The following is a 24,577-nucleotide window of genomic DNA, read 5'->3' on the forward strand; positions in this document are numbered from 1 at the left end:
CCTCAGGATGACATGTTCGGTGAAGCTGAAGCTTGCGGCTACCCCTACCTCACCAGCATCATCTTCCCGACGCGAACGAATCTCTCCCCGTCCCTGTCGTCCGCGGAGAGGCGATAGAGATACACTCCCGACGGGAACGTTGAGGCGTCAAAACCCGCCTGCCGGTATCCCGCTTCCATCGGCCGCTGATCGATAAGGGTGGCCACTTTTTCGCCGAGCAGATTGTAGACCAAAAGCGTCACAACCGACCGGTGGGGAAGGTCGAATCGAATCGTCGTCGTTGGATTGAACGGATTCGGATAATTCTGACGCAACGCGTACTCCGCCGGTATTCCCGACAAGCCCCCCGAGACCCCCGTCACCGTGTCCGACGTCCGGAACGTGAATGTTCCCGTCGAGGCGACCGTGTCGAACCCGTCCGTCGCGCTCACGCTCCACGAATAGGAGGAGTGGGGAGTCAGAAGGCTCATGAGCCCCTCCACAGAAACGGCCGTATCTCCCCTCACCGTTACAGAATCCCCTAAAGGGGTTCCGGGCAGGTGCAGGATATAGGTCACGGTATCGAAGGCATCGAGGTCGGCGGAGGGATGCCAGGTAAAGGTCACAGGATGCGTGATCGTCGTCAGGCGGACCGTGTCACCGTCTGCCGGGGTCGCGAGGCTGAAGTTTCCCGGAACATGGTTCAGGATGGTGAACGCGACGGATTCCGACGTGCCGCCCCCCGGGCCGCTGTTCGTGACCGAGAAGTTCCTTGGTCCCGGAGTTGCCGACGGTCCGATCGTGAGGTTCGCAATGAGCGTATCGGGGGAGGGGACGATGAGCGTGTTGACGGTGATGCCCCCGCCCAGATTAAGCGAGGTGATCCCGGAATAGAAATTTGAACCGGCGAACACGAAATCAAGGGTTTGCCCTCTGTACGAGGAGGAGACCGGCCCGACAGAGGTCAGATGAGGCGCCGGGTATCCGAAGACCGCCTGGATGGTGTGGTTCTTCTTCACATTGGTAAACGCATAGTTCGCCTGCGGCCCCACCGAGACCGAATCGACCACGAGATCGATCCTCAGGAATCCCGGATCGGGCGTGATCGTGAAGCTCGTGTCCGTTCCGTAAAGGACGCGGACCGGCCCCGACGGCGTGATTGTCCCGTGCGTATTGGAGGTCGCAAAGATCGTGTCGTGTTTCAGAATCCCAAACGCGAAATCGCTGAACGAAGTCACGCCGGTGACCTGCGTGCTCGTTGCCGTCCGCACACCCACGGTCGCAAATGACCACACCGACGTGTCGAGCTTCTGCGCGATGAAGAGACTGGGATCCGCTCCCGGATCGACATCGGACGGAGCATAATTGAACGTCGCATCGCACGCCGAGAAGACGATCCCGCCGTTCGTCAGCGACCAGGAGCGATTGACATCCAGATTCGCATCGACCGCGGAGGAGGAGATGCCCGGATGGTCGCCGGGGGCGTCTCCCGCAGTGAGGTTTCCCGCAGAAGTGACGCTCGCGAACGATACCGCGACCGGCGCGTAGACGTTCGCATCGCCGATCTCGAACAGCGCGGAGGTGGGCCCTGCGGCGATATACTTCTGGAGGTTGCCCACCACCTGGCCGCTCGCTCTCGACACGCTTCCGGTCTGGCTGATGATGACCTTGTTCGCTCCGGTCACGATATTTCCGGAGGTGAAGGTGAGAAGACCGTCCACGGTGAAGCTGGTCCCGGCAGTGCATGAGCCCGACGGTTTGTTCATCGTCATGTTGTTGAAGTGGCCCGTCGAGCCGATCGTTTGACCCAACGTTCCGTTGAACTGAATCGTTGTGCCGGAGTTGGCAAAGGTTCCGCCGGTCATGCTCCAGTTCCCTCCGACGAGATGCGTGAGCGCTCCTCCGGTAAATGTCCCGCCCGAGATCGAAATGCCGCCGGCGACGGTGAGCGCGCCGTCCGGGGTTCTCGTGCCGGTGTTCGACATGGCGAGGTTACCATACACCGGAGAAGAAAGAATTGTTTGAGACCCCGTTCCGTCGTAGAGCACGGTGCTTGCGGTGTCGAGCAGGTACTGGTCGAAGGTTGGAAGGGTATTCGATCCGCCGACGGCGAGCGTCGCTCCCGCGTTGACCGATAGCACCCCTCCAAGAACGTTTTGCGTCACGGCAAACGTGAGGAGATCCAACGTTCCGCCCGCTACCGTCAACCCGCTGACTCCCGTCAGGTTCGCCGCAAGCGCGGCCGTCGCGGAACTCTTGGCGACAGTCAGGATGTCGAATGGCACAGGCGTCGTGGTTCCTCCGATGGTGGAAGCCGAAGAACCCGTGAAGGTGACCTCAACCCCTGTCGCGTCGAATGTCCCGTTGTCCGCAAAATCCGCGGCGACGTTGAAGGGTGAGAACGCGGTAACTATCCCGGAGATCGTGAGTCCGTTGAAGGTCGTGTTCCCGTCCCCCGCCAGGGAAGAACCGGACCCGCTGTTCAGCGCGACGGTCGACGTCTGACCGTTGAAGGTGCCATTATCAGTCCAGTTTCCCGTCACGGTATGAGTAAGCGCCGGGCCCCCGTTCAGTGTCGCCCCCCCGCCGATAAGAAGATCCCCGGAGACGATCCAATTTGAGAGGGGCGTGACGCCGTTCGCGCTTGTGTTCGAGACGATGAGCGAGGAAAACGTCGGGGCCCCGCCGTTCACCGAGATGTCGCCGGTTCCGCCGATCTCCACGGCGCCCGAGCTGGAGAAGGATGTGCCGAGAAATGCGAGAGTGGCGGCGGCGGATGGGTTGTAGACGAGGATCCCGGTACTGCTTACGGCTCCGTTGTTGGTAAAGTTGGCCCCGAAGGTGTGCGTGAAGGCGCCGCCCGTAAACATTGCCCCGTTCGCCACGGTGAACGTGCCCGCGACGGTCCAGCCGAGATCCGGCGCGACCCCGGCGGTATTATTGATGTTGACTCCGGCGAGCGAAGGAGCCGCTATGTCGGAGAACGACGGCGCCACGGAGCCGTTGAAATTCACCATGCCGGAGTTGCTGAACCCGGAGTTGAGTCCGATCGACTGGGCTCCCGCGCCCTGGAACGTCACGTTGCCGCTTCCGGCGAATGTCCCGGCGTTGCCAAAGTCGCCCCAAAACGTGGTGGTAGTCGCTCCTGCCTGATAGGAACCAAGGACCTGCATCGCCCCGTTGACCGTCACGTCCCCCGATGCGGTGTAGGATCCGGTCACCGTCAGATTATTGAACGTCGTCTGGCCCGACAAGAGCTTTGAGGACCCTCCGAGCGTAACTGAACCTGTCGATGGAATAAACGTGCCGCTGTTTGTCCAGTTTCCGCCGATGGACGCCGCGAACGAATCCGCGGCGAACGTCGCTCCGGAGTTGATCAGCAGATCGCCGGAGACGGCCGTCGACCCCGCAAGGGTCTTGGCATTCGCTCCCCCGTTCGAGAGCGTGAGATTCCCGTACTGAACGGCGGCGACCGATTGGGTTGAAACTCCGTAGTATTCAACCGTGCTCGAACCGGCGATGCTGTAGACGGAGTAGTTGGAAGGGAACGCCGAAGAGCCTCCGATCCTCAGTGTCCCCGTCCCGGTAAGCGTGAACGTACCGCCTGCCACCGAGCGATTGGCCGTAAAGCCCTGCAGGTCAAGAATCCCCGCAAACACCGTGAGATCCCCGTTGACGGGAAGATTGTCCGATGGGAGGGCCATCCCGCCCGATTTGTTCACCACCAGGTTGTTGAACGTACTGGCTCCGATGGATTGCGAGCCGCCACCGTTGAACGCGACGGTCCCGGTTCCGGCGGTAAAAACTCCGGTCCGGATCCAATTACCCCCGACACTGATCGTCGAGGAGGTCGCATCCAGGGTGGTACCAGCGCTCACGGTCAGGTCCCCCGCCACGCTCAGCGAACCTCCGACGGAGAACGTCCCGGCGGTCGAAAGCGTCAGGTTTCCCGCGACGACGGCGGGCGTCGAGAGAACCGCTGTCCCCGCGGTCTTGTCGATGACCAGGTTGTTGTACGATATTCCTCCCCCGACATTCTGGGGGCGGACCCCCGTGTAGATCATCGTCCCCGACCCTGCTGAAAACGTTCCTCCGGAGTAATTGAAATCGCCCGCAAGGCTCAGGCTGCCGCTTCCGTTCCAGGAGATGGTGGCATCCCCCGACTGGGTGAGAAGGCCCGCGACGGTCACCGACCCCGATCCGATGTTCAGGTTGATCGAGTTCCCGTTCGAGCCGTCGCTCAGATTGATGATCCCTCCGGCGGTAAGTGTCTGGGATCCGACGTCGATCGAGTGGGCTGCCGGCGAGCTCCACTGCCCGGTTATATTCCCGTTCGATGCCAGTGAGCCGCCCCCTGCAATCGTAAGAGCCGTCTGCTGGGCGCTTTGGAACACGATGTTCTTCACGCTGGTCGCCGACGAGAGCGAGGGCTGGTTCACGAACGGGGCGTACCCGAACAGCACGATGGTGAAAGCCGAGGGCGGGAGCGTCGGCGTTCCCTGAACCGTAGTCCAGTTGGCGGAATCTTCCCATGCCGAGCTCACAGACCCGTTCCATGCGACGACGTTCTGATTGTCCGAAAGCGACCATCGACCGTCGATGGACGACAGGCCGCCCTGCTCCACCCAGTTGTTGACCGTATCATTCGCCGTCTTGCCCGAAATGACCCAGGCGCTCCCGTTGAAGGTCCACTCCTGCATCAGGGATTCAATGTTACCGTTGAGTTCGTCATCCTCGTAGTGAAGCCGGAGGGCCGCCTGATAACCTCCGCCGGAAGCGACTGTCACGTCATATTCACGGTTTATCGAACTGGCGTAAATGAAATCGGCGACGGCGACCTGAAGGACGGTGATGGTCACGGAGGTTACGCCCCCCGAGCCCGAGGCAAAGGTGACGGTGTTGTTCGGCCCTTCGAACGCATAGGAGAGTCCGTCCGAGAATGCCTGGGTCCGCGTGATCGTGCCGATAATGATGCCGTTCCCCGTCCTCGTCGAGGTGATGGTGACGCTGTTGGCGCCGGTGTGCATGGTCCCGCTCGTCATTCCCATCGTCCCCACGGTGACGGAGTTGTTCAGAACCACGAGATTCGCGGAGCTGCTTTTATTGATCGTCAACGCGTTAAAGGTCGTCGTCCCCGTGATCGATGCGTCGCGGGTTCCGACCAGTTGAACGGTGCTTGTATTCGCCGCGAACAAACCATGGTTGATCCAGTTCCCGGAGATCGAGTGGGTGAGAGTTCCGCCGTTGAACGTCGCGCCCGCGTTGATCGTCAGATTTCCGTTGACGCTCAGAGCTCCCCCGGCGGTTTTGACGCCGCCCGTTGAGAGGTTCAAATTGTTGTATGTGGTCGAGGCAATCGCCTGCGCGCCTGAGGCATTGTAATCAACCGTATTGGGCGTGGTCGATGTGGCGTCGAACACTCCGGCGGTCAGAGTCAGGCTCCCGGACACCCCGAGCGTGCAACCCGTCCCGAGTTGCAGTTTCGTCCCGTTCAACACGACATTGAAGAGGGCCGGCGTCCCCGAGACGGTAGACGTCCCCGAAAATGTCAGCGTCCCGGCGGAGGCGCTGAAGGTCCCCGCCAACGAGAGGTCGGATTTCATCGAAAAGCTGCGGGCCGTCGTGACGGATCCGGTCACGTTCAGGCCGAAGAACGTCAGCGTCCCGGCCCCTCCGATGGTCTTGGAGGAACCGCTCATGGTGATCGTGCCGCCGGTCGCTATAAAGGACCCGCTCGCCGTGAGATTGCCCCCCACGGTGAACGAAGCGGCCGACCCGATCGACCCCGACGCGGTGAAATCATTCAACGTGATTCCGGCTCCGGAAATCGATTTCGAAGCTCCGCTCATCGTAAGTGTTCCCCCGCCCGCCTGGGAAAAGGTGCCGGCTCCGCTGGTCAGGAAATTGCCGGTGACGGTCAGATTCGTGGCCGGGGCGCAGGAGATACCGGATCCGGTGACCGTCAGGTTGTTGAAATTCGTGACCCCCGCGCCGCCAATCGTCTTTGCCACGCCACTGAGAGTGAATGTGCTGGTGGCGCCCGTAAACGTGCCGTTGTTGGTCCAATTGCCCCCAAGCCGGTGCGAAAACGATCCCCCGTTGAACGTCGTCGAAGCTCCGATCGAGATGTCGCCGTTGACGGTGATCGCTCCCCCTGCGGTGAAGGAGAGAGACGGGCCGCTGCCGGCCGTGCTTGTCAGGTTTCCCGCAATCGTCATCGAACCCGCCGGAAATGTTTTTACCGCAGCGCCACCGCTTCCGCTGAGTGCCAGGTTGCCGTAGGTTTGAAGGGCGACGGCCTGATTGCCGCCGGAATAGATCACCGTGCTCGCAGCACCGATGCTGTAGGTGGAATAGAACGAGGGAAACGTGTTGGTCCCGCCGATCTTCAGCGTCGCTCCGTTTGCGACAACAAGGAATGCTCCCCCGCCGGAGCTGTTCGCCGTGAACGTGGAGAGGTCGAAGGTGCCCGACGCCACGGTCAGGTCCCCGCCGATGACCGTGAGACTCGTGTTCAATGTTTTGGTCAGCGCGCCGCTGATTCTCAGGTTGCCGTAGGTGGCGGGGTTGCTGACGGTTTGATTCACCGTCGTTGCCGCATAATCGACCGTGCTCGTATTCTTGAAATTCGAGCCGCCGCCGCTCATCGCGTAGTTTCCTGCAAATGTCGATGCCTTGACAAGCATGGTGCCGGAAGCATTCCCGAGGAAGTTTCCGGATCCGGAAATCGTAAATGTCGGCGACTCTCCCGGGTCGAGAATCCCGTTCACGTCGAGCTGGTGCGCGACGCTGATATTTGCGTTGAGCTTGAGCGTGCAGCCTGAATTGACGGTCACCGCCCTGAAGGCGGTCGGGCCGGAGATCGTCTGCACTGATCCTCCGAATATGATCGTTGCGCTCGCGTTCCCGTTGTAGGCGCCCGAGTTGATCCAGTTCCCCGTGAGCAGGACGTTCTTCCCCGAATGGTTGATGGTGCCGTTGGCTCCGATGGTAATATTTCCCGAGACGGTCAGCCCTTTGGAAATCGTGAGGACCGAAACCTTGACGCCTGCGCCGATCGTGAGTGACTTGCAAAAGGACCCGGACGCGGTCAGCTTCGGCTGATTGGCGCCTGTGAAGCTGGCGTCGCCGATGATTGCGTCGACCGTGGGAGTGGGAACTCCGTTTGTCCAATTGGAGGCTCTGCTCCAGTCGATGCTGGTCGTGCCTTTCCAGGAAGTTTGGGAAATACTCAATGCAGGAACTGCCAGCAGCACGATCAGAAGAATCAGTCCCATATTTTTCATGCGATCTCCATTATTAAGAAGTTATATGTCTTATTTGAACTACAATCTTAGCTAAATCCCATAACATAATCAAGTTTTAAAGAGAGGTATTGATTGCTCCGACCCTTCGAATTCTGATCAATTTCATCATTCTGACGCAGATCACGCTCCCAGGGTGCGCCGCCGCACGGGCATCGGGAATCGGAGCCCGTACCTCCGTAGATTAGTAGAGAGGCCGATCATTGGCTCTATTCGATTAAGTCTCTTAATCGCTTCAAATTGACAGTGTTTTCGCACGGATAATGCGGTATTGTACCATTAGAAAGGTGGCCATGAAACTCCCGACATCGCTTGGAAAACTGATAGCTCTCATACTGACTTACGTATCAACCGGGCTGGCGCTCGATCAGCTGGACGTTCTGACCCAGTACGGGCACGACGCGTGGAACGAGGAGAGAGGGTTGCCGCAGAGCTCCGTTTCCAGTATCGTCCAGACACCCGATGGGTATCTCTGGCTCGGCACGCAGGAAGGTTTGGCGCGATTCGACGGCGTCAAATTCGACGTGTATGATAAGAGCAAAACGAGCGCGATGAGGAGCAACTTTGTTTCGTGCCTCCTTGTAGCCCGGGACAGTACGCTCTGGTTCGGCACAAAAGGGGGCGGATTCAATAGCTACAAAAACGGAGTCTTTAAGAACTTTTCAACCAACGACACGTTGCCGGGCGGTTCCGTCGTCTCACTTCTGCAAACAAAGGACGGTGCCATCTGGATCGGAACAATGGGCGATGGGCTCATACGCTACAAGGAGAATCAGTTCAGAAAGTTCACCAGGGAGGACGGCCTTATCTATTTGTCGATCTTCGGCTTGTGCGAGGACCGCGATGGGACCGTCTGGGTAGGGGCGCCGAGGGGCCTGTCCAAATATCAGAACGGGAAGTTTACAATCTGCGGAGCTGCGGAGGGTTTTCCCGGCGGATTCGTGACGGTGATTCATGAGGACCGTTCCGGCATCCTGTGGATCGGGCTCGAGAATGGAGGCCTGGTTCGTAACAGCCATGGCGTCTATACGACGTTCTCGATCAAAGACGGCCTGTCGTCAAACAGCGTCATGTCGCTCTGCGACGATCCGCAGGGGAATCTCTGGATCGGAACCAGAGGCGGGGGAATCAACAGGCTGACAGGGAAAGTCTTTTCCTCCTATTCGAGCAAGGAGGGCCTGGTGAGCGATGCGGTGATCTCCGTCTTCGTCGACAGGGAAGGGAGTCTCTGGTTCGGTACCGACGGAGGTGGGCTCAACCGGTTTAAGGAGACCAAGTTCAGGGCATATGGCAAGGAGGAAGGATTGGCGAGCGATTTTGTTATGCCGATCGTGGAAGATTCCCGGGGTGACGTCTGGGTCGGGACGAGCGGGTCCGGCCTGAGCCGTTACAGAGACGGCAAGTTTACATGCTTCACGACAAAGGAAGGTTTGTCCAGCAACTCCATCCACGCGCTCTATGCCGGCGACCAAGGGACTCTTTGGGTCGGCACATCCGGGGGAGGGCTCAACAGATACGACGGCAGGAAGTTCGTCCGCTACGATACATCCGCCGGCCTCTCGAACAATTTTGTATCATCGATCTGCGGGGGATCCCGCGGCGAGGTCTGGGTCGGGACGCGGTACGGGTTGGATTGCTTTCAGGGCGGGAAATGGAAGACGTTTACGATGGAAAACGGTCTGTCGAGCAATTTTGTCAATTGCCTTCTCCCGGCGTCCGGAGGCGGGCTCTGGATCGGCACGTCGGGCGGGGGGTTGGACTTTTACGACGGCTCAAAATTTACGAACTACACCAGAAACCGCCTCATCGACGATGCCGTCATCTGGACCATGTATGAGGATACGGACGGAGTCCTCTGGGTCGGCACGAACGGCCATGGTCTCTACAGGTTAAAGGACGGGAAAAGCGTGGCGATCACCACAAGTCAGGGCCTCTTCGACGACATGGTCTTCTCCATCCTGGAAGACGGAAGCCACAACCTTTGGATGAGTTGCAACAAGGGGATTTTCCGGGTCAGCAAGAGAGATCTTGACGCCTTCGCCGGGGGAGCGATCGAGCGCGTCACCTGCGTCTCGTACGGAAAAGCCGACGGCATGAGGAGCCGGGAATGCAACGGAGCGTTCCAACCCGCCGCCTGCAAGACCCGGGCCGGGGAATTCTGGTTTCCGACCATCAAGGGTGCGGTCACGGTCGATCCGGAACATCTGAAATTGAACCCCTATCCTCCGGAAGTTTCGATCGAATCGGCGATACTTGATCAGGAACCGGTCGATCCGGCGCGAGCAGTCGAACTGACCCCTGAGCACGGAACGTATGAGTTTCACTACACCGGCCTCAGTTTCACCGCGCCTGAGTTTGTCCGGTTCAAGTACAAGCTTGAAGGATTCGACGCCGATTGGGTCGATGCCGGATTCCGAAGGTCTGCGTACTATACCAACCTGAAGCCCGGGACCTACACGTTTCGAGTCATGGCTTCGAATAGCGACGGCGTCTGGAGCGAGTCGGGCGCGTCATGCGGATTCACAGTGTTGCCGACCTTTTCACAGACCCCGTTCTTTTTCACTCTGTGTGCGCTGGGCGCGCTCCTTGTCATTTTTGGAATCCACAGCTACCGCCTGCGGTGGGTGCGATCGAGAGAATTAACGCTCCTGGTCGACAGGAGAACCAGCGATCTTAGAGACGAAAAGGAGCGGAGCGAGGCCGCTTACCTGAGCATCAAATCCGCGCAGGAAAAAATCCGGGAACAGGAAGCGCTTCTTGACAAGGCGCAGGAGGCGATCTTCGTCCAGGGTCTCGACGGCGTCATCCAATTCTGGAACCAGGGCGCGGCCCGATTATACGGTTACCCGGCCGGGACGGCAGTCGGAAAAGACGCCGCAACCCTGCTGCACGATGAACCCCCCGAGCTCGTTTCGAAGGCATGCCGGGAAGTCATCGAACGCGGAGAATGGCGGGGAGAGCTTCAACAGCTGACCAGGGATAAGAAGCCGCTCATCATCGAGAGCCGCTGGAGTCTTGTGCGCGACGAGGAAACCGGAGCTCCGAAGTCGGTTCTCGTCATCAACAACGACGTGACGGAAGAGAAAAAAATGGAAGCGCAATTTCTGCGCACACAGCGGATGCAGAGCCTTGGGACGCTCGCGGGCGGCATCGCGCACGATCTGAACAACGTTCTTGCGCCCATCCTCCTCTCGATCGAGGTCTTGAGGATAAAAGCGACGGACGAATCAAGCCTCCGGGCGCTCCAGACGCTGGAGGTAAGCGCACAGCGCGGGGCCGGAATCATCAAGCAGGTGCTGGCGTTCTCGAGGGGAGTCGAGGGGGAACGGGGTCTTGTGGAACTGAAGTACGTGGTCTCCGAACTCGAGAAAATTGTGAAGGATACCTTCCCCCGTTCGATCAGGATCTCGACCCACGTTCCGAAGGACTTGTGGCAGGTCTCGGGCGACGCCACGCAACTCTATCAGGTGCTGATGAATCTCTGCGTGAACGCCCGTGATGCGATGCCCGATGGGGGGGAACTCGCCATCCGTCTTGAGAACCGGTTCCTCGACGAGTTCTACGCGAGGACACATCAGGATGCGCACTCCGGGAATTATCTCGTGATGTCCGTTTCCGATACCGGGACGGGAATACCGCGTGAAGTACTTGACAAGATATTTGAGCCCTTCTTCACGACGAAAGAACTCGGAAAGGGGACCGGGCTGGGTCTCTCGACGGCGATCGGCATCCTCAAGAGCCATGGAGGATTCGTCAACGTCTACAGCGAAGTCGGCCACGGGACAAAATTCGACGTCTATCTGCCGGCTACCGGTGCGCCTGCGGAAAAGGCGGCGGTATTGCACGACAAGATGCCCCTGCCGCGCGGCAACGGCGAGCTCGTTCTCGTCGTGGATGACGAGCCGGCGATCCGGGATATCAACGCGTCGATGCTGAAGAACTACGGATACGAGGTCATCCTTGCGGGAGACGGGGCGGAAGCCGTCAAGATGATGAGCGCCTACAAAGGAAGGGTCAAAATCGTCATCACCGATATGATGATGCCGGTGATGGACGGATCGGCGGCGATAAAGCGGATACGGGAGATCGACGCGTCGATCAGAATCGTCGCCATGAGCGGGCTCATGGGTGATCAGAAGATCTCCGAGATCGGGGACACCAAGAATGTGAAGTTCCTCCAGAAGCCGTTTACGACCGAACGCCTGTTGCGAACGCTGCAGGAGACGATGGCACATAATTAGGCGTGCGGTTTGATCGCCTGCATCCGCGTGACATAAGCTTCCCGATCCGCGGTGGTGTTTCAATTTGGCCGAACGCCTCTCCACCTCGTCATGCTGACATGCTCCTGGTCAGCACCTTTCAACTCTTTTATAAAGATCCCGACCTAAAACATGTCGGGATGACGAGAGAAGATGAAACTGCGGCCCTACTCGTTCCTCGGGCCGCTTGAATCTCCCCGGGCGGATCGTTATCTTCTGTCCAACTCCGTTATCGCCCACAGCTCAGCCCGGGTCTAAAAATGTTCGTCGGACATTATGGCGTGAGTTTCGCCGTCAAGAGCGTCGACCGCAAAATTCCTCTCTGGCTCCTCTTCCTCGCTGTCCAATTTGTCGATCTCCTCTGGGGGATATTTGTCCTGGTCGGGATCGAGAAGGTGCGGATCGTTCCGGGAATCACTGCATCGAGTCCGCTCGATCTTTACTACATGCCGTACACGCACAGCCTGATCGGAGCGATCGGGTGGTCGGTGCTGGCTGCCGCCGCCTACAAAATCTCATCAAGAGCAGGGGTTTCCCGAAAGGCGGCCATCTATCTGGGACTGGCGGTCTTCTCTCATTGGGTGTTGGACTTCGTGGTTCATCGTCCCGATCTTTCCCTCTATGATGATACCCTCAAAGTCGGACTCGGGCTCTGGAACTTCCGGTATCTCGCGTTCGGCCTGGAAGCGGTCGTTTTATTCGGCGGGATCTTCCTGTTTCTCCGCAATAACGCAGGCATATCGAGGCGCGGCCGGTATGGCGTGATCATATTCGCACTCGCCATGATCCTGATGCAAGGGATGATAACGTTCGTGGGGCGCCCGGCCGACTCGGACAAAGCTGTCGCGATCAGCGCTCTCGCGTCCTACGTGGCTTTCGCTGGCATTGCCTTCTTGTTCGATAAGAAAAAAAGGACAATATGAAGCTGACAAAACTGATGTGACCCCTCAATTCAAGCATCTCTGAGATACTGCGCCCGATTGATTCTGAGTCAAAAAGGGTCTACTTTGGTGAGGAATCCAACTCTAGCGATTGGGGGCGGGCGGTCTCTCCGCCGTGCGAAACATGTTCTTATCTCAATGAGGGCCAAGTGAAGATGAGCGTCAAACCTCGACCCAATCACCGGGTCTATCTCCGGATTTTGCGAAAGATGTCTCCAGAGCAACGCTTGCTCAAGGCTTTCGAGCTGACCGAATTTAGCAGGAAGCTCTTCATACAAGGGCTGAGGAGGCGCTTCCCTGACCTGTCGGAATCGGATTTCCGGAAACTTCTGCCTCAACGCCTCGATAAATGTCACAACAGGAACTACTGAAACAGGTTACACAGTCACTGGATACCTTGAACTTGAGGTTGGGGATCTCTGGGTGCGTCTGGAGGACGAAGCGGAGGCCGAATAGCAATCAGGGCGGCGGAGCGGAAAATCAAGTGCGCCCAGAGGGAGTTGAACCCCCAACCCTCAGATCCGAAGTCTGATGCTCTATCCAATTGAGCTATGGGCGCGGTGAGAGTGAAATGAAAAGTAATGAAATTCCGGGTTAGCTCCAAGAGGATCTTCTTTTCATTCTCGTTCCGCCGCGGAGCGGCGGAAAGCGAAGTGGGGCGCCCCGCGCCCCCGGCCGCGGAGCGGCCGGGATATCCGTTCCCACGCAGAGCGTGGGAACGAGAAGAAATTGACTGCTCCGAAATTTATTTGCGCTGAATGAGGTTATAGGGATGAAAGTTACATGTTGCGTAGTTCTGCTACATCTGATTCTGGTCTTTGAGATGATCCAGCCTGGATGCAAAGAACAAGATATTCTTCCTCCTCCCCCACCCGGACCTGCATGGAGGGTGTTCCATAAATCCGATACCACGTTGCTCGACAACAAGATTAACGCAATTACAGTTGCCTTGGATGGAAGTGTTTGGATATCTACGGATCTTGGCGCGTCTTACTTTCAGCGAGGCTCGTGGGGATGGGTCCGGGATTCTCTCTATGGTTACCGGGTGAATTCGATCGTTGAAGCGAAAGATCGCAGTATCTGGTTTTGTTTGAGCGGAGGTGGTGTAATGCGCTATCGTCCCTTTGCCCTGTCGGGTGCGATATGGCAACGGTTCACCGAGCCTGACCTAATTTACGATGTGGTGAACTCAAGCGCAGCAGACCGGTCCGCACGAACCCAATATGGCGAATTGTGGTTCACCTCAGTTTTCGGCATCAGCCGCTTCGTTCAGACTTCAACCGAAAGTGGAAGCTGGTTCAAGTACAGTCAAAATGACTCCGGCCAGCACGTGTCTCAATTTCCAACGAACAGTTTCTTGGTTGCTCTCACTAAGCCTGATGACAATACCATATGGTTCGGGGCGGAAAAGGGTGGGGCGGTCTTTGTTACGTATGGCCTTGCAAATCTTCAATGGAATGTCCTTGGCCCTCTCTTCGGAGACCCAAGGGTAATTTCTATAGGTTTTGATCTATTCCAACACGTCTGGATTGGTAGGGATGCAGGTGGTGTCTCAACAATTGATTTCAAGACTTATACATGGACAGAGTACAACAGTCAGACCACGAATGGCATCATTCCCGGTGGAAGGATCAATGCCATTGTAACGGACCATCAACAAATACGGTGGTTTGGTACAGACTCGGGTTTGGTGCGATTTAATAATACGACATGGACAAAATATACTACTGAAAATAGCCTATTACCCAGTAACACAATAACCGCCTTATGCTACGACGTTCGCGGCAATTTATGGGTTGGAACGGCGGATGGAATTATTGTATACAACGAAAACGGAGTAGAGTTCTGAACGAAGTTTATTGAAACCTGACACTACGCTCCTTAGCAGACCGACCTCGCAAATGTAATCCTTTCTTGTTGCCGTCCGTCGAAAAGTGCAACATGCCCACCCCAGCCTCAAACTAGCCAACACTTTTAAGTCTTCATTTCTTCATTTGGGTTTCAATGATACCCCTTATTGTTCGTAATGACCTTTCCCCACGTAGGCCTCATCAGATCACGTGTGAACCATCCACAACGAACCCGGACAACCGCAACGCAAATGTCAACGGCATAGCCGAAGTTGTGTCTCGCGGGAGTGATCATTATTATTGAGAAACGACAATGAAAGAAATGCCAGACACCAAACCGCCCCGGATAAGAAAGAGCTTCATCGGACACGGCTTAGGCATCGGAGCGGGAATCGGTGCAGCTATTGGTGCAGCGGTGATTCAAAGTCTGCTCGGACATTCCGATATCAGGACGACGTTGGTTTGCGACAAGATTACGGTGGAGAAAATGAGGAATGATCTTTTGAAGCTCGATCGTCCGCGTTGAGGTATTATAGAGGGGGACTGTAGCAAGAACGTTGCAATCCCTTCTTTCTACCTCGAAATCACCTACAATCAATCAGGAAATGCAGAAAGACAGTCTATCCGAAGTCTGATGCTCTATCCAATTGAGCTATGGGCGCCGTGAAAGTGGAATGAAAAGTAATGAAACTCCGGGTTAGCTCCAAGGGGATCTGCTTTGGGGTAGTGGGTGAATTTGAACTGCCGAGCGAAAAACCCGCAGCCTAAAGGCTGCGGCTACCAAGCCCGAGGCATCGGTAGCCGCGACCTTCAGGTCGCGGGACGGAAAGGCAACCAAAATCAGCCAGTACCTAGGTATAGACCCCGTTGACTTTGTGAAAGGCGTCGGCTACATTCCTTGGTGACCCTTTACAATAGTATAGGAGTGGTCTCGCTATTCTGTCTTATTATTGCAGATGGATGTTTTTACCTTGGTAAAAACCAGGCCGAAGACATTCTTCAGAAACCATCTTCACAATGGTCGAGTCGGGATTGTCTAACGGTGATACTTTCCTCTATGCAAAATAATTTGTATGATCAGGGATCACCGAACATCAAGTTGATCGCTACCCCGTACACTCCTGCAGTCATCGCGGCCATCAACCGTATGAGCCAGACGAGAGAGCATTGGTCGGACGATGAAACTCAGCGCCAGATCGACACGTCTCTAGTTCTTCAGGCTGGTCTGTTCCTCGATCCACAAACAAGCCAGTTCATGGACAGTCATGGTAATTACATGGGAAGAACTGGTCGTTTAGATGCCCTTCAATTCTTATTGACTCTTAGGAATAATGCCTGGCCCTGTGCGATCCCTGTGGTCAACTCCGTTCCACTGACCAAACTTCTTTCAGATTGGCCTTGCTACATACCTGATATCAGTCACCTCGACCAGCAAATCTACCTGAGTAATGACAAAGGTTTCTCTATCAAACCCAAATACGTTTGGGGTAGACGTAATAATCAGTTTACGTTGGAGGAGACACTCGTTGTCGCATTCGACCTAGAGATCGGAGACCGCCATCTTTTCGATGATTCGGGAATCATAATCCTTGTGCTTGATGGATTTGAGGTACCAATCAAGCTTAAGTTCCGCATCAGCGACTTACTCCGCTTGCCCGTCTTGCCAATCAAGACATCCGGCCGATCCAACTAGCCAGCAAAGCCGTCAGGGCTGTGGTTCGCTCTCGATGGAATCTTTGACCCGTCTCTATGGAAATGCCGATTTTCAATAAACGTCGGGTTAGAGTTGCGTCTGGAGATCATCTGACAAGCAGTATTACACCGTGTAACCTTCTCATTAACGGTGGATGAAAACTAACCTTCGAAACATCGACATTGTGACGACCTGGGTCATGAACAAGGAGGCCTCAGACGATGCTTACCTCGTGAAGGATTTTGCCCGTTCTACTTCCTCCCTTGAATAGTGCCGCCACTCGTACAATCAGCGGAAAATCGAGCAAAAAGAACCAATTTCTGACAAGCCATGTTCCTACCAAAGGGGGTCTCGGAGCCGGGGGGCGAGCGTCTTCACCAAACCGTGCGATCCCGGCGGAAGGGGTTTGAGGTGAATGCCGCATTATTGATTGTTTGGTCACTCGTATTGACCGTTGCGGGCTGCGGAGCATTCAGTCTCACGGCCCAGCCGGCGCCTCGAACGATAAGCGTTCGAGTGCGCGAAGCGATCGACTCGCTGCTCTTTGATGAAGATACCGATGGCGATAAAAAAATCACGATCGACGATCCTCATGTTCCGGGGACGGAACGTGGGAACAAGCGCACCTGGGTCGGAACCCCGGACGGGCATCGGTATGAAGTGGCCGGGACCTACTTTCTTTCAAACCTTCTTCAGGAACTCACTCTCTCCGCAGCGAACGGGGCCGGAACCGCTGAAATCCGGTCCGATAGAATTTTCGAACCTCCTATCGACCGGATGTCACGACTGATCAAAGATCTTTATTGGAGCGGCTTGACGAGGCGTCTCGAGGAGCAGGGCCTCGTCGCGATGCTGACCGACGAGAAGGCGGGAACGGTGGACGGGCTTCACTACGTCTACGTGCCCCGCGCCGACGAGATGGCCTACAGTTATTTTTCGAGGATCGCCGACCGCCATCGTGAGTGGGAGATGAAGGTGGTGCGCCTCCCCCAGAAGGTCACGCCGGATTTTGTGCGCAGCCTCGGCGGGCGCCATGGGATCCTGAACCTCGAACTGCTGCATGACCCGGACGGAACGTACCGGGGCACCCCCTTCGTGGTCCCCGGGGGGCGGTTCAACGAGATGTACGGATGGGACAGCTACTTCATCGCCCTCGGGCTGCTGCAGGACGGCCGCGTGGAGCTCGCGAAGGCGATGGTGGACAATCTCATTTACGAGATCACGTACTACGGGGCCATTCTGAATGCGAACCGCAGCTACTACCTGACCCGCTCCCAGCCGCCCTTCCTGACCTCGATGGCTCTCGAGGTGTACAAGCGACTTCCGAAAGACTCGCTCAACCGCGAGTGGCTCGGGCGCGCGTTCCAGGCCGCGATCAAGGAGTACCATCAGGTCTGGATGAACGCCGACCGTCTGACAGCGACCGGGCTGAGCCGTTATCACGATTCCGGCGTGGGCCCTCCGCCGGAGGTGGAACCGGGACACTTCGATGCGGTCTATGCCCCGTACGCGAAAAAACTCCGGATGGATGTGAGAGCGTTTGAAGCCGGCTACAGGGCCGGCAAAATTCCCGTTCCGGAACTCGACCGGTATTTCGTCCATGACAGAAGCATGCGTGAGTCGGGCCATGATACGAGCTATCGTCTTGAAGGCTGTTCCGCCGACCTCGTCACCGTGGACCTGAATTCGCTCCTCTATAAGATCGAAATGGACATAGCCCGCACGATCGAAGGGGTGTTCGGGGACTCGCTGCGGTCGGTCGATGGGCGGATCGAGAAAGCCTCGGATTGGTTCGACCGGGCGCGAAAGCGGAAGGACCTGGTGAACCGGTATCTCTGGAATGAAGACCGCGGGATCTATTTTGATTATAACGTAGCGAGCGGGCGCCAGACCAATTACGTGAGCGCGACTGCCCTTTATCCCCTGTGGGCCGGACTGGCGACCGACCGGCAGGCAAAGAGGCTCGTGGCGCAGGCCCTTCCGCAACTGGAGATGGCCGGCGGGATCGCTGGGTCGTCCGAAGACTCGCGCGGCCCCATCGGCCCGAACCGCCCCTTACGCCAGTGGGATTATCCGTTCGGCTGGGCCCCCCATCAGATGCTCATCTGGAAGGGACTGATGAATTCCGGGCTCGATACGATCGCGCAGCGGCTGATTTACCGGTGGCTTTATACGCTCACCGTGAATGCCGTCAATTACAACGGCACGATCCCCGAGAAATTTGATGTCGTCAACCGGACCCACCGTGTGTTCGCCGAGTACGGAAACGTGGGAACGACATTCTCCTATATTACGAAGGAGGGATTCGGCTGGACGAATGCTTCCTACCAGGTAGGGTTGAGCCTTCTTCCTCCCCATTTCCGGGATGCGCTCAACAACCTCATACCCCCGGAGTGGATATTCTGAACGGTTAAGATTCGCCCTCCCGGTTGCAAGAACGTGGGAAGGCAATCGTCCTCACTTGATCATCATCATCTTCCTGGTAAGGGTAAACCTCTCCGGAACCGCGTCGGGGTTATCTTCATCGGCAAGCGTCTCCGCCGTCATCCGGTAGAAATAGACTCCCGATGCGAGGTTGGCTCCGTTGAATTCGACCTCCTGCTCCCCGTCATCCAGGAGCGCTTGATCGTACAAGGTCGCCACTTCCTGGCCAAGGATATTGTAGACCTTCAGCGTCACCGTCGAAAGGGCGGGAAGGCTGAACTGGATCGTCGTCCGCGGGTTGAACGGATTCGGATAATTCTGTAACAGCTCGAACGCCAGCGGCAGGTCAGGCGGAAGGCTCCCGGCACTCGGCGAAACGACTGTAGGAGGAATGCCGCTTGCCTCCAGGTAGACGACATCGATCAACCTTTTCGCGCCTTTCAGCTTCAACGTGTCGCGCCAGCTGAGGGTATCTATGGCGCCGGAGAACGCGTCGTTAATGCGCCGGACCGTCGAATCCAGAATCGCGTAGAAACCCGGATTGGTCGTATAGAAGGTCATGGCCGAGTCTCCTCGCGCGGCGATCTGCCGGACCAGCATGTGATTGAACGGATTCCCGTCTTCGGAGAACAAGAGCTCCCCGAATCCCGGCTGCGCGATTCCCAGCGCACTGATCCCGATGTTGAATTTCAGGGCCATCAGGTCGGCAAAGAGCCTGTTATTATGCTTTCGCGGTGAAAGACTACGCTGTTCATAATGGAACGGTCTCGTAGTCCATCGTTTGTCGAATCCGCGCGGCGTGCCGGTGTGCACGAGGCGGGTGTTCCCGATCGAGAGTGCCATATCGGTGGTCCTTATCATTCTGACCCAACCGTAGTATGCCCCGGAATCGGGTTTCGGCACTCCGACGATCATTCCCCGCGTCGCACGAAATGCCCCCAGGCTGAACGCATTATTCCGAACGTCCGCCGGATTCGGCATCGGAATATCCATGTGCTCGTACCGCGGTGCAATGTTCAAGACCGGCAGATGCGAGCCCAGCCATAACTTCTTGATCGTTTGTGGATTCGGCCGCACGTTCCATCCCGTGATGAGCACGGAATCCGCAGGCCTCAACACTCCTTCGAACGTCCAATTGTTCCGGAGCCCCCTCGGTGTAAAGTTCCCCGAACTCACGATCTGACGCACGTAATTCCTGAAGGCGATTTTGATCACCTTGATCGTGTCCCGGGTCGTGTTCCTGACCATGAACTCCCAGTAGTCGTTGATCGGCTTCTTCCTGGTCGCCCTTCTGGCGTACAGCGAATCAGACCTGAAGGAACGATAGCGGACCCCATACTCCTGCTGCAGCCCGAAGTAGACGGTGATCGCATGGTCCCCTGAAATGTCGTTCAACGAGTAACCGGGCAGACTGCCCATCGACGCCCCATCCATGACGATGCTGTCGACGCCGTAATGAGTATCGGGCGTGATGAGGAGCGAAATCGAGGCGCCATACACCTCGGTGAGCGTTCCCGAAGGAGAAACCGAACCCTGCCCGATCTTCGATATTGTTATTGTGTACGTGTTGATCGCGAACGTCGTCCGGAGCGTGTGGTTGCCGGTGATATTGGTAAACGTGTACGACAGGGCGCTTCCGGCGAATGCGCCGTCGACAAGGACGCTATCCACGTGGTACCCTGTGTCCGGATGTATGGTGAATGTCCGGTTGGAGCCGTAGTTCACCGTCACGCTACCCGAAGGGTTCACTGTACCGTTCGGACCGGCGGACGCCGCCACGGTGAAGGTGTCGATCGAGAAATACGCCCTGATCGAATGATTCGCGACGAGATTGGTGAACTGATAGCTCACCAGGGCGCCGAGATTCGCCCCGTCGACGACCAGAGAATCGACATGGGATCCCACGTTCGGGGTTATCGAGAACGCTTTGCTGCTCCCGTAGGAGACAGGAACGGTTCCGGACGGATTGATCTGCCCGTTGGGTCCCGCCGAAGCGACGATCGATAGTTGATTCACGACCTGAATGACCACATTTGAGGAGCTCGTGTCGTAGGCGGTTGTTCCTCCGTAGAACGCCTTGACCGTGTGAGTTCCGGCGGTAAGTGTGCTCTTCGAGAGTGTTGCCGTTCCCTCCCCTGCGAGTACCACCGAGTCCCCCGGCACGGCCCCGTCGATCCTGAAATACACCTTTCCACCGTCCGGAAGCGAGCCGTAGACGCTGTCTTTAAAGGTCACCGATTGTCCCACTGCCGAGGGGTTCGTCGAAGAAGTGAGAAAGCTCGTCGTCGGCAGTTTTCTGGTGATAATGACTTCGTCAAATGATGAAGGGCATGTGCCATTACTGACCGTCCAGCGGAACGTGTTCGCTCCGGGGGCCAGCCCGGTCACGCTTGAGGCTGGATTCGACGGCGACGTGACGGTTCCCGTTCCGCCGACCAGCGTCCACACACCACTCCCCACCGAGGGGGTGTTACCGGCGAGCAGTGTCGATGAACCGCTGATCAGTTGATCCGGCCCCGCAACAGCGGTGGTCGGAGGCGCATCCCGCGTAATCATGACGGTATCCTTCGAGGGCGCGCAAGAGCCGTTCCCGACCGTCCAGACGAATTCGTTGACGCCGACGGAGAGGCCTGTTACGCCCGATGCAGGGTCGCCCGGGGCGGTGATCGTCGCGGTTCCTGCGACGACGCTCCATAGACCCGTCCCCACTGTTGGCGCGTTGGCGGCGAGGGTGACCGTTGTCGCACAGACCGTCTGGTCAACTCCTGCATTTGCCGTCGTCGGGGGCGCATCCCGTGTGACGACCACGGTATCCCTCGACGGGGGACAACTTGCGTTACTGATCGTCCAAACGATTGTATTGGCGCCGACACTCAGATTTGTAACGCCCGATGTCGGATCGCCCGGGGTTGTCACACTTCCGGTTCCTGTGAGCACAGTCCACGTTCCTGCACCCACGGTTGGCGTGTTGCCGGCCAGTGACGTGGTGGTCGAGCAAACCGTCTCATCCGGGCCTGCGTTCGCCGTCGTGGGCGACGCGTCGCGCGTTATCGTAACGCTATCCCTGGAGGGCGGGCAGGTTCCATTGGCGACCGTCCAGACAAGCGTATTGGCTCCGACTGAAAGCCCTGTCACGCCTGACGTCGGATCGGCCGGAGTTGTGACGTTGGCGCTTCCTGCAATCACGGTCCAGGTGCCGACTCCCACGGTGGGTGTGTTGCCTGCGAGCGTGGCTGTTGTCGCGCAAACTGTCTCATCCGGACCGGCGTTCGAAGTTGTCGGCGGGGCGTCCCGTGTGATCACGACAGTATCCCTGGATGAGGGACAGCTTGCGTTACTGATCGTCCAAACAAATGCATTGGCGCCGACACTCAGATTTGTGACGCCTGAGGCCGGATCGCCTGGCGTCGTTACGCTTCCCGATCCCGCCAGCACTGTCCAGGCTCCCGCACCGACGGTAGGCGCGTTGGCAGCCAATGTCGTGGCGGTCGAGCAGACTGTTTCATCCGGGCCTGCGTTCGCCGTCGTGGGCGACGCATCGCGGGTTACGGTAACGCTATCCCTCGAGGGGGGGCATGATCCGTTGGTGACCGTCCAAACAAAGGTGTTCGTCCCGACTGACAGGCCTGTTACGCCGGAAGTCGGATCGGCAGGCGTTGTCACGCTTCCGGTTCCAGCGAGTACCGTCCACGCGCCCGTTCCGACTGAAGGTGTATTACCTGCGAGAGTGGCTGTTGTCGAGCAAACTGTCTCGTCCGGACCGGCGCTCGCGGTTGTCGGCGGCGCATCGCTCGTGATGACGACAGTATCTCTGGATGCAGGACAGCTTGCGTTGCTGACGGTCCAAACGAAGGTATTGACACCAACAGAGAGAGCTGTGACACCCGATGTCGGATCTCCCGGGGTGGTAACATTGGCGCCCCCTACAATCACCGTCCATGCCCCGGTTCCTACGGTCGGTGAATTTCCGGCCAGAGTGGCAGTGGTCGAGCAAACCGTCTGATCAGGCCCCGCGGTGGCCGTTGTGGGCGCTGCGTCGCGAGTAATAACGACAGTATCCCTGGATGAAGGGCAGCTTGCGTTGCTGACGGTCCAAACGAACGTATTGACACCGACCGAAAGACTTGTTACACCTGACGTCGGATCGCCTGGGGTGGTGACATTTGCGCTACCCGCGATAACTGTCCACGCGCCGGTTCCGACCGACGGGGTGTTACCGGCGAGGGTGGTCGACGTCGAGCAAACAGTCTCATCCGGTCCGGCAGTGGCGGTCGTCGGAGAAGCGTCGCGTGTGACGACTACCGTATCCCTGGATGGGGGACAACTTGCGTTACTGATCGTCCAAACGAATGTATTGGCGCCGACACTCAGGTTCGTGACTCCGGAGCCTGGATCGGTCACAGTTGTCACGCTTCCGGTTCCGGTGAGTACTGTCCATGCTCCTGTACCAACGGTTGCCGTGTTGCCCGCCAATGTCGCTGTCGTCGAGCAGACAGTCTGATCGGGCCCTGCACTGGCCGTTGTCGGAGACGCATCGCGTGTGATGACGACAGTATCCCCGGACGAAGGACAGCTTGCGTTACTGATCGTCCAAACAAATGTATTTACGCCAACACTCAGATTTGTAACTCCAGAGGTTGGATTGCCGGAGCTCGTGACATTTGCGCTACCCGCGATCACTGTCCACGCTCCCGTCCCGACTGACGGGGCGTTGCCCGCGAGAGTGCTTGTCGTTGAGCAAACTGTCTCATCCGGACCAGCATTCGCAGTTGTCGGTGAGGCGTCCCGCGTGATAACAACCGTATCCCTGGATGAGGGGCAGCTTGCGTTCGTAATTGTCCAGACAAACGTATTGGTGCCGACTGAAAGACCCGTCACTCCCGATGTTGGATCGCCTGCGTTGGTGACATTTGCGCTGCCCGCGATAACTGTCCACGCGCCGGTTCCGACCGACGGGGTGTTGCCGGCGAGGGTGGTCGTCGTCGAGCAAACCGTCTCATCCGGTCCGGCATTGGCGGTCGTCGGAGAAGCATCCCGTGTGATAACTACGGTATCCCTTGATGGGGGACAGCTTGCGTTGCTGATCGTCCAGACGAACGCATTCACACCGACCGAGAGAGCGGTCACGCCTGAGGTCGGATCGCCCGGGGTGGTCACGATTGCACTCCCTGTAATGACTGTCCACGCGCCCGTTCCGACCAATGCGGTATTACCGGCCAGAGAGGTAGTTGTCGAGCAAACTGTCTCATCCGCTCCGGCGTTCGCCGTCGTCGGCGATGCGTCGCGAGTTATCGTGACGCTATCACTCGAGGAAGGGCAGGATCCATTGGAGATCGTCCAAACAAAAGTATTCGCGCCGACTGAGAGAGCGGTTACACCGGAAGTGGGGCTTCCCGGTGTCGTCACGCTTGCGCTACCCGTAATCACCGTCCATGCCCCTGTTCCCATGGTCGGTGTATTACCGGCAAGCGTTGTAGTCGTCGAGCAAACCGTCTCATCCGGACCCGCGGTCGCGATTGTGGGCGATGCGTCGCGAGTGATAAGAACGGTATCCCTGGACGGAGGGCAGCTCGCGTTGCTGACGGTCCAGACGAAGGTGTTGACTCCGACAGAAAGACTTGTGACGCCTGACGTAGGATCTGACGGCGTTGTAACATTTGCGCTTCCCGTAATGACAGTCCACACGCCGGCTCCAACTGATGGTGTGTTGCCGGCAAGAGTGGTTGTTGTCGAACAAACTGTCTCATCCGGCCCGGCGCTGGCTGTTGTCGGGGAGGCATCGCGAGTGATAACGACTGTATCCCTGGATGGGGGACAGCTTGCGTTCGTAATTGTCCAGACAAACGTATTGGTGCCGACTGAAAGACCCGTCACTCCCGATGTTGGATCGCCTGCGTTGGTGACATTTGCGCTGCCCGCGATAACTGTCCACGCGCCCGTTCCGACCGACGCGGTATTGCCGGCCAGAGAGGTTGTTGTCGAGCAGACTGTCTCATCCGGTCCGGCATTGGCGGTCGTCGGAGAAGCGTCCCGTGTGATAACTACAGTATCCCTTGATGGGGGACAGCTTGCGTTGCTGATCGTCCAGACGAACGCATTCACACCGACCGAGAGAGCGGTCACGCCT

General features: G+C 57.6%; 11 protein-coding genes and 1 tRNA gene. 9 read left to right on the plus strand and 3 right to left on the minus strand.

Annotated elements, in window-relative coordinates; all coding sequences use genetic code 11:
* Positions 1-44: 44 nt before the first annotated feature.
* The gene (locus VI215_01110; protein HEY6190905.1) at positions 45-7,265 is read right to left on the minus strand and encodes a T9SS type A sorting domain-containing protein; all 7,221 of its coding nucleotides are present in this window, start codon (positions 7,263-7,265) and stop codon (positions 45-47) included.
* A 311-nt stretch (positions 7,266-7,576) separates the two neighbouring features.
* On the opposite strand from VI215_01110, the gene VI215_01115 reads away from it, so the two are divergent.
* Both VI215_01115 and VI215_01120 read left to right on the plus strand, forming a co-directional pair.
* A complete protein-coding gene (locus VI215_01115; GenBank protein HEY6190906.1) occupies positions 7,577-11,524 on the plus strand; it encodes a two-component regulator propeller domain-containing protein in 3,948 nt (1,315 codons plus the stop codon).
* Positions 11,525-11,802: 278 nt separating this feature from the next.
* Positions 11,803-12,465 (plus strand): hypothetical protein, encoded by a 663-nt coding sequence (locus VI215_01120; protein HEY6190907.1) that lies wholly within the window; start codon positions 11,803-11,805, stop codon positions 12,463-12,465.
* A gap of 503 nt (positions 12,466-12,968) precedes the next feature.
* Here VI215_01120 and VI215_01125 read toward each other — a convergent pair.
* Positions 12,969-13,042 (minus strand) — tRNA-Arg (locus VI215_01125).
* Positions 13,043-13,255: 213 nt separating this feature from the next.
* Between VI215_01125 and VI215_01130 the strand changes: the two genes are divergently transcribed.
* From VI215_01130 to VI215_01145, 4 genes are all read left to right on the plus strand, one after another.
* Entirely contained in the window at positions 13,256-14,332 is a 1,077-nt protein-coding gene (locus VI215_01130) for a two-component regulator propeller domain-containing protein (protein ID HEY6190908.1), read from the plus strand.
* A 314-nt stretch (positions 14,333-14,646) separates the two neighbouring features.
* Positions 14,647-14,859 (plus strand): hypothetical protein, encoded by a 213-nt coding sequence (locus tag VI215_01135; GenBank protein HEY6190909.1) that lies wholly within the window; start codon positions 14,647-14,649, stop codon positions 14,857-14,859.
* Between the two features lie 531 nt (positions 14,860-15,390).
* Entirely contained in the window at positions 15,391-16,026 is a 636-nt protein-coding gene (locus VI215_01140) for a hypothetical protein (GenBank protein HEY6190910.1), read from the plus strand.
* 516 nt (positions 16,027-16,542) lie between these two features.
* Positions 16,543-18,432: a trehalase family glycosidase gene (locus VI215_01145; protein ID HEY6190911.1), complete on the plus strand. Its 1,890-nt coding sequence runs from the start codon at positions 16,543-16,545 to the stop codon at positions 18,430-18,432.
* A 51-nt stretch (positions 18,433-18,483) separates the two neighbouring features.
* Here VI215_01145 and VI215_01150 read toward each other — a convergent pair whose 3' ends face one another.
* The gene (locus VI215_01150) at positions 18,484-21,753 is read right to left on the minus strand and encodes an Ig-like domain repeat protein (protein ID HEY6190912.1); all 3,270 of its coding nucleotides are present in this window, start codon (positions 21,751-21,753) and stop codon (positions 18,484-18,486) included.
* On the opposite strand from VI215_01150, the gene VI215_01155 reads away from it, so the two are divergent.
* From VI215_01155 to VI215_01165, 3 genes are all read left to right on the plus strand, one after another.
* Positions 21,746-22,453: a hypothetical protein gene (locus tag VI215_01155; protein ID HEY6190913.1), complete on the plus strand. Its 708-nt coding sequence runs from the start codon at positions 21,746-21,748 to the stop codon at positions 22,451-22,453. The genes VI215_01150 and VI215_01155 overlap by 8 nt on opposite strands.
* 153 nt (positions 22,454-22,606) lie before the next feature.
* Entirely contained in the window at positions 22,607-22,951 is a 345-nt protein-coding gene (locus VI215_01160) for a hypothetical protein (protein ID HEY6190914.1), read from the plus strand.
* 141 nt (positions 22,952-23,092) lie between these two features.
* Positions 23,093-24,577 (plus strand): hypothetical protein (locus VI215_01165; protein HEY6190915.1); only part of this gene is annotated, 1,485 nt, incomplete at its 3' end.

Source organism: Bacteroidota bacterium (genome assembly GCA_036522515.1).
GTDB lineage: Bacteria > Bacteroidota > Ignavibacteria > UBA10030 > SZUA-254 > VBOC01.

Coding starts and splice junctions, on each gene's coding strand:
- VI215_01110 (HEY6190905.1), bottom strand. CDS start 7,265: ATGAAAAATATGGGACTGATTCTTCTGATCGTGCTGCTGGCAGTTCCT.
- VI215_01115 (HEY6190906.1), top strand. CDS start 7,577: ATGAAACTCCCGACATCGCTTGGAAAACTGATAGCTCTCATACTGACT.
- VI215_01120 (HEY6190907.1), top strand. CDS start 11,803: ATGTTCGTCGGACATTATGGCGTGAGTTTCGCCGTCAAGAGCGTCGAC.
- VI215_01130 (HEY6190908.1), top strand. CDS start 13,256: ATGAAAGTTACATGTTGCGTAGTTCTGCTACATCTGATTCTGGTCTTT.
- VI215_01135 (HEY6190909.1), top strand. CDS start 14,647: ATGAAAGAAATGCCAGACACCAAACCGCCCCGGATAAGAAAGAGCTTC.
- VI215_01140 (HEY6190910.1), top strand. CDS start 15,391: ATGCAAAATAATTTGTATGATCAGGGATCACCGAACATCAAGTTGATC.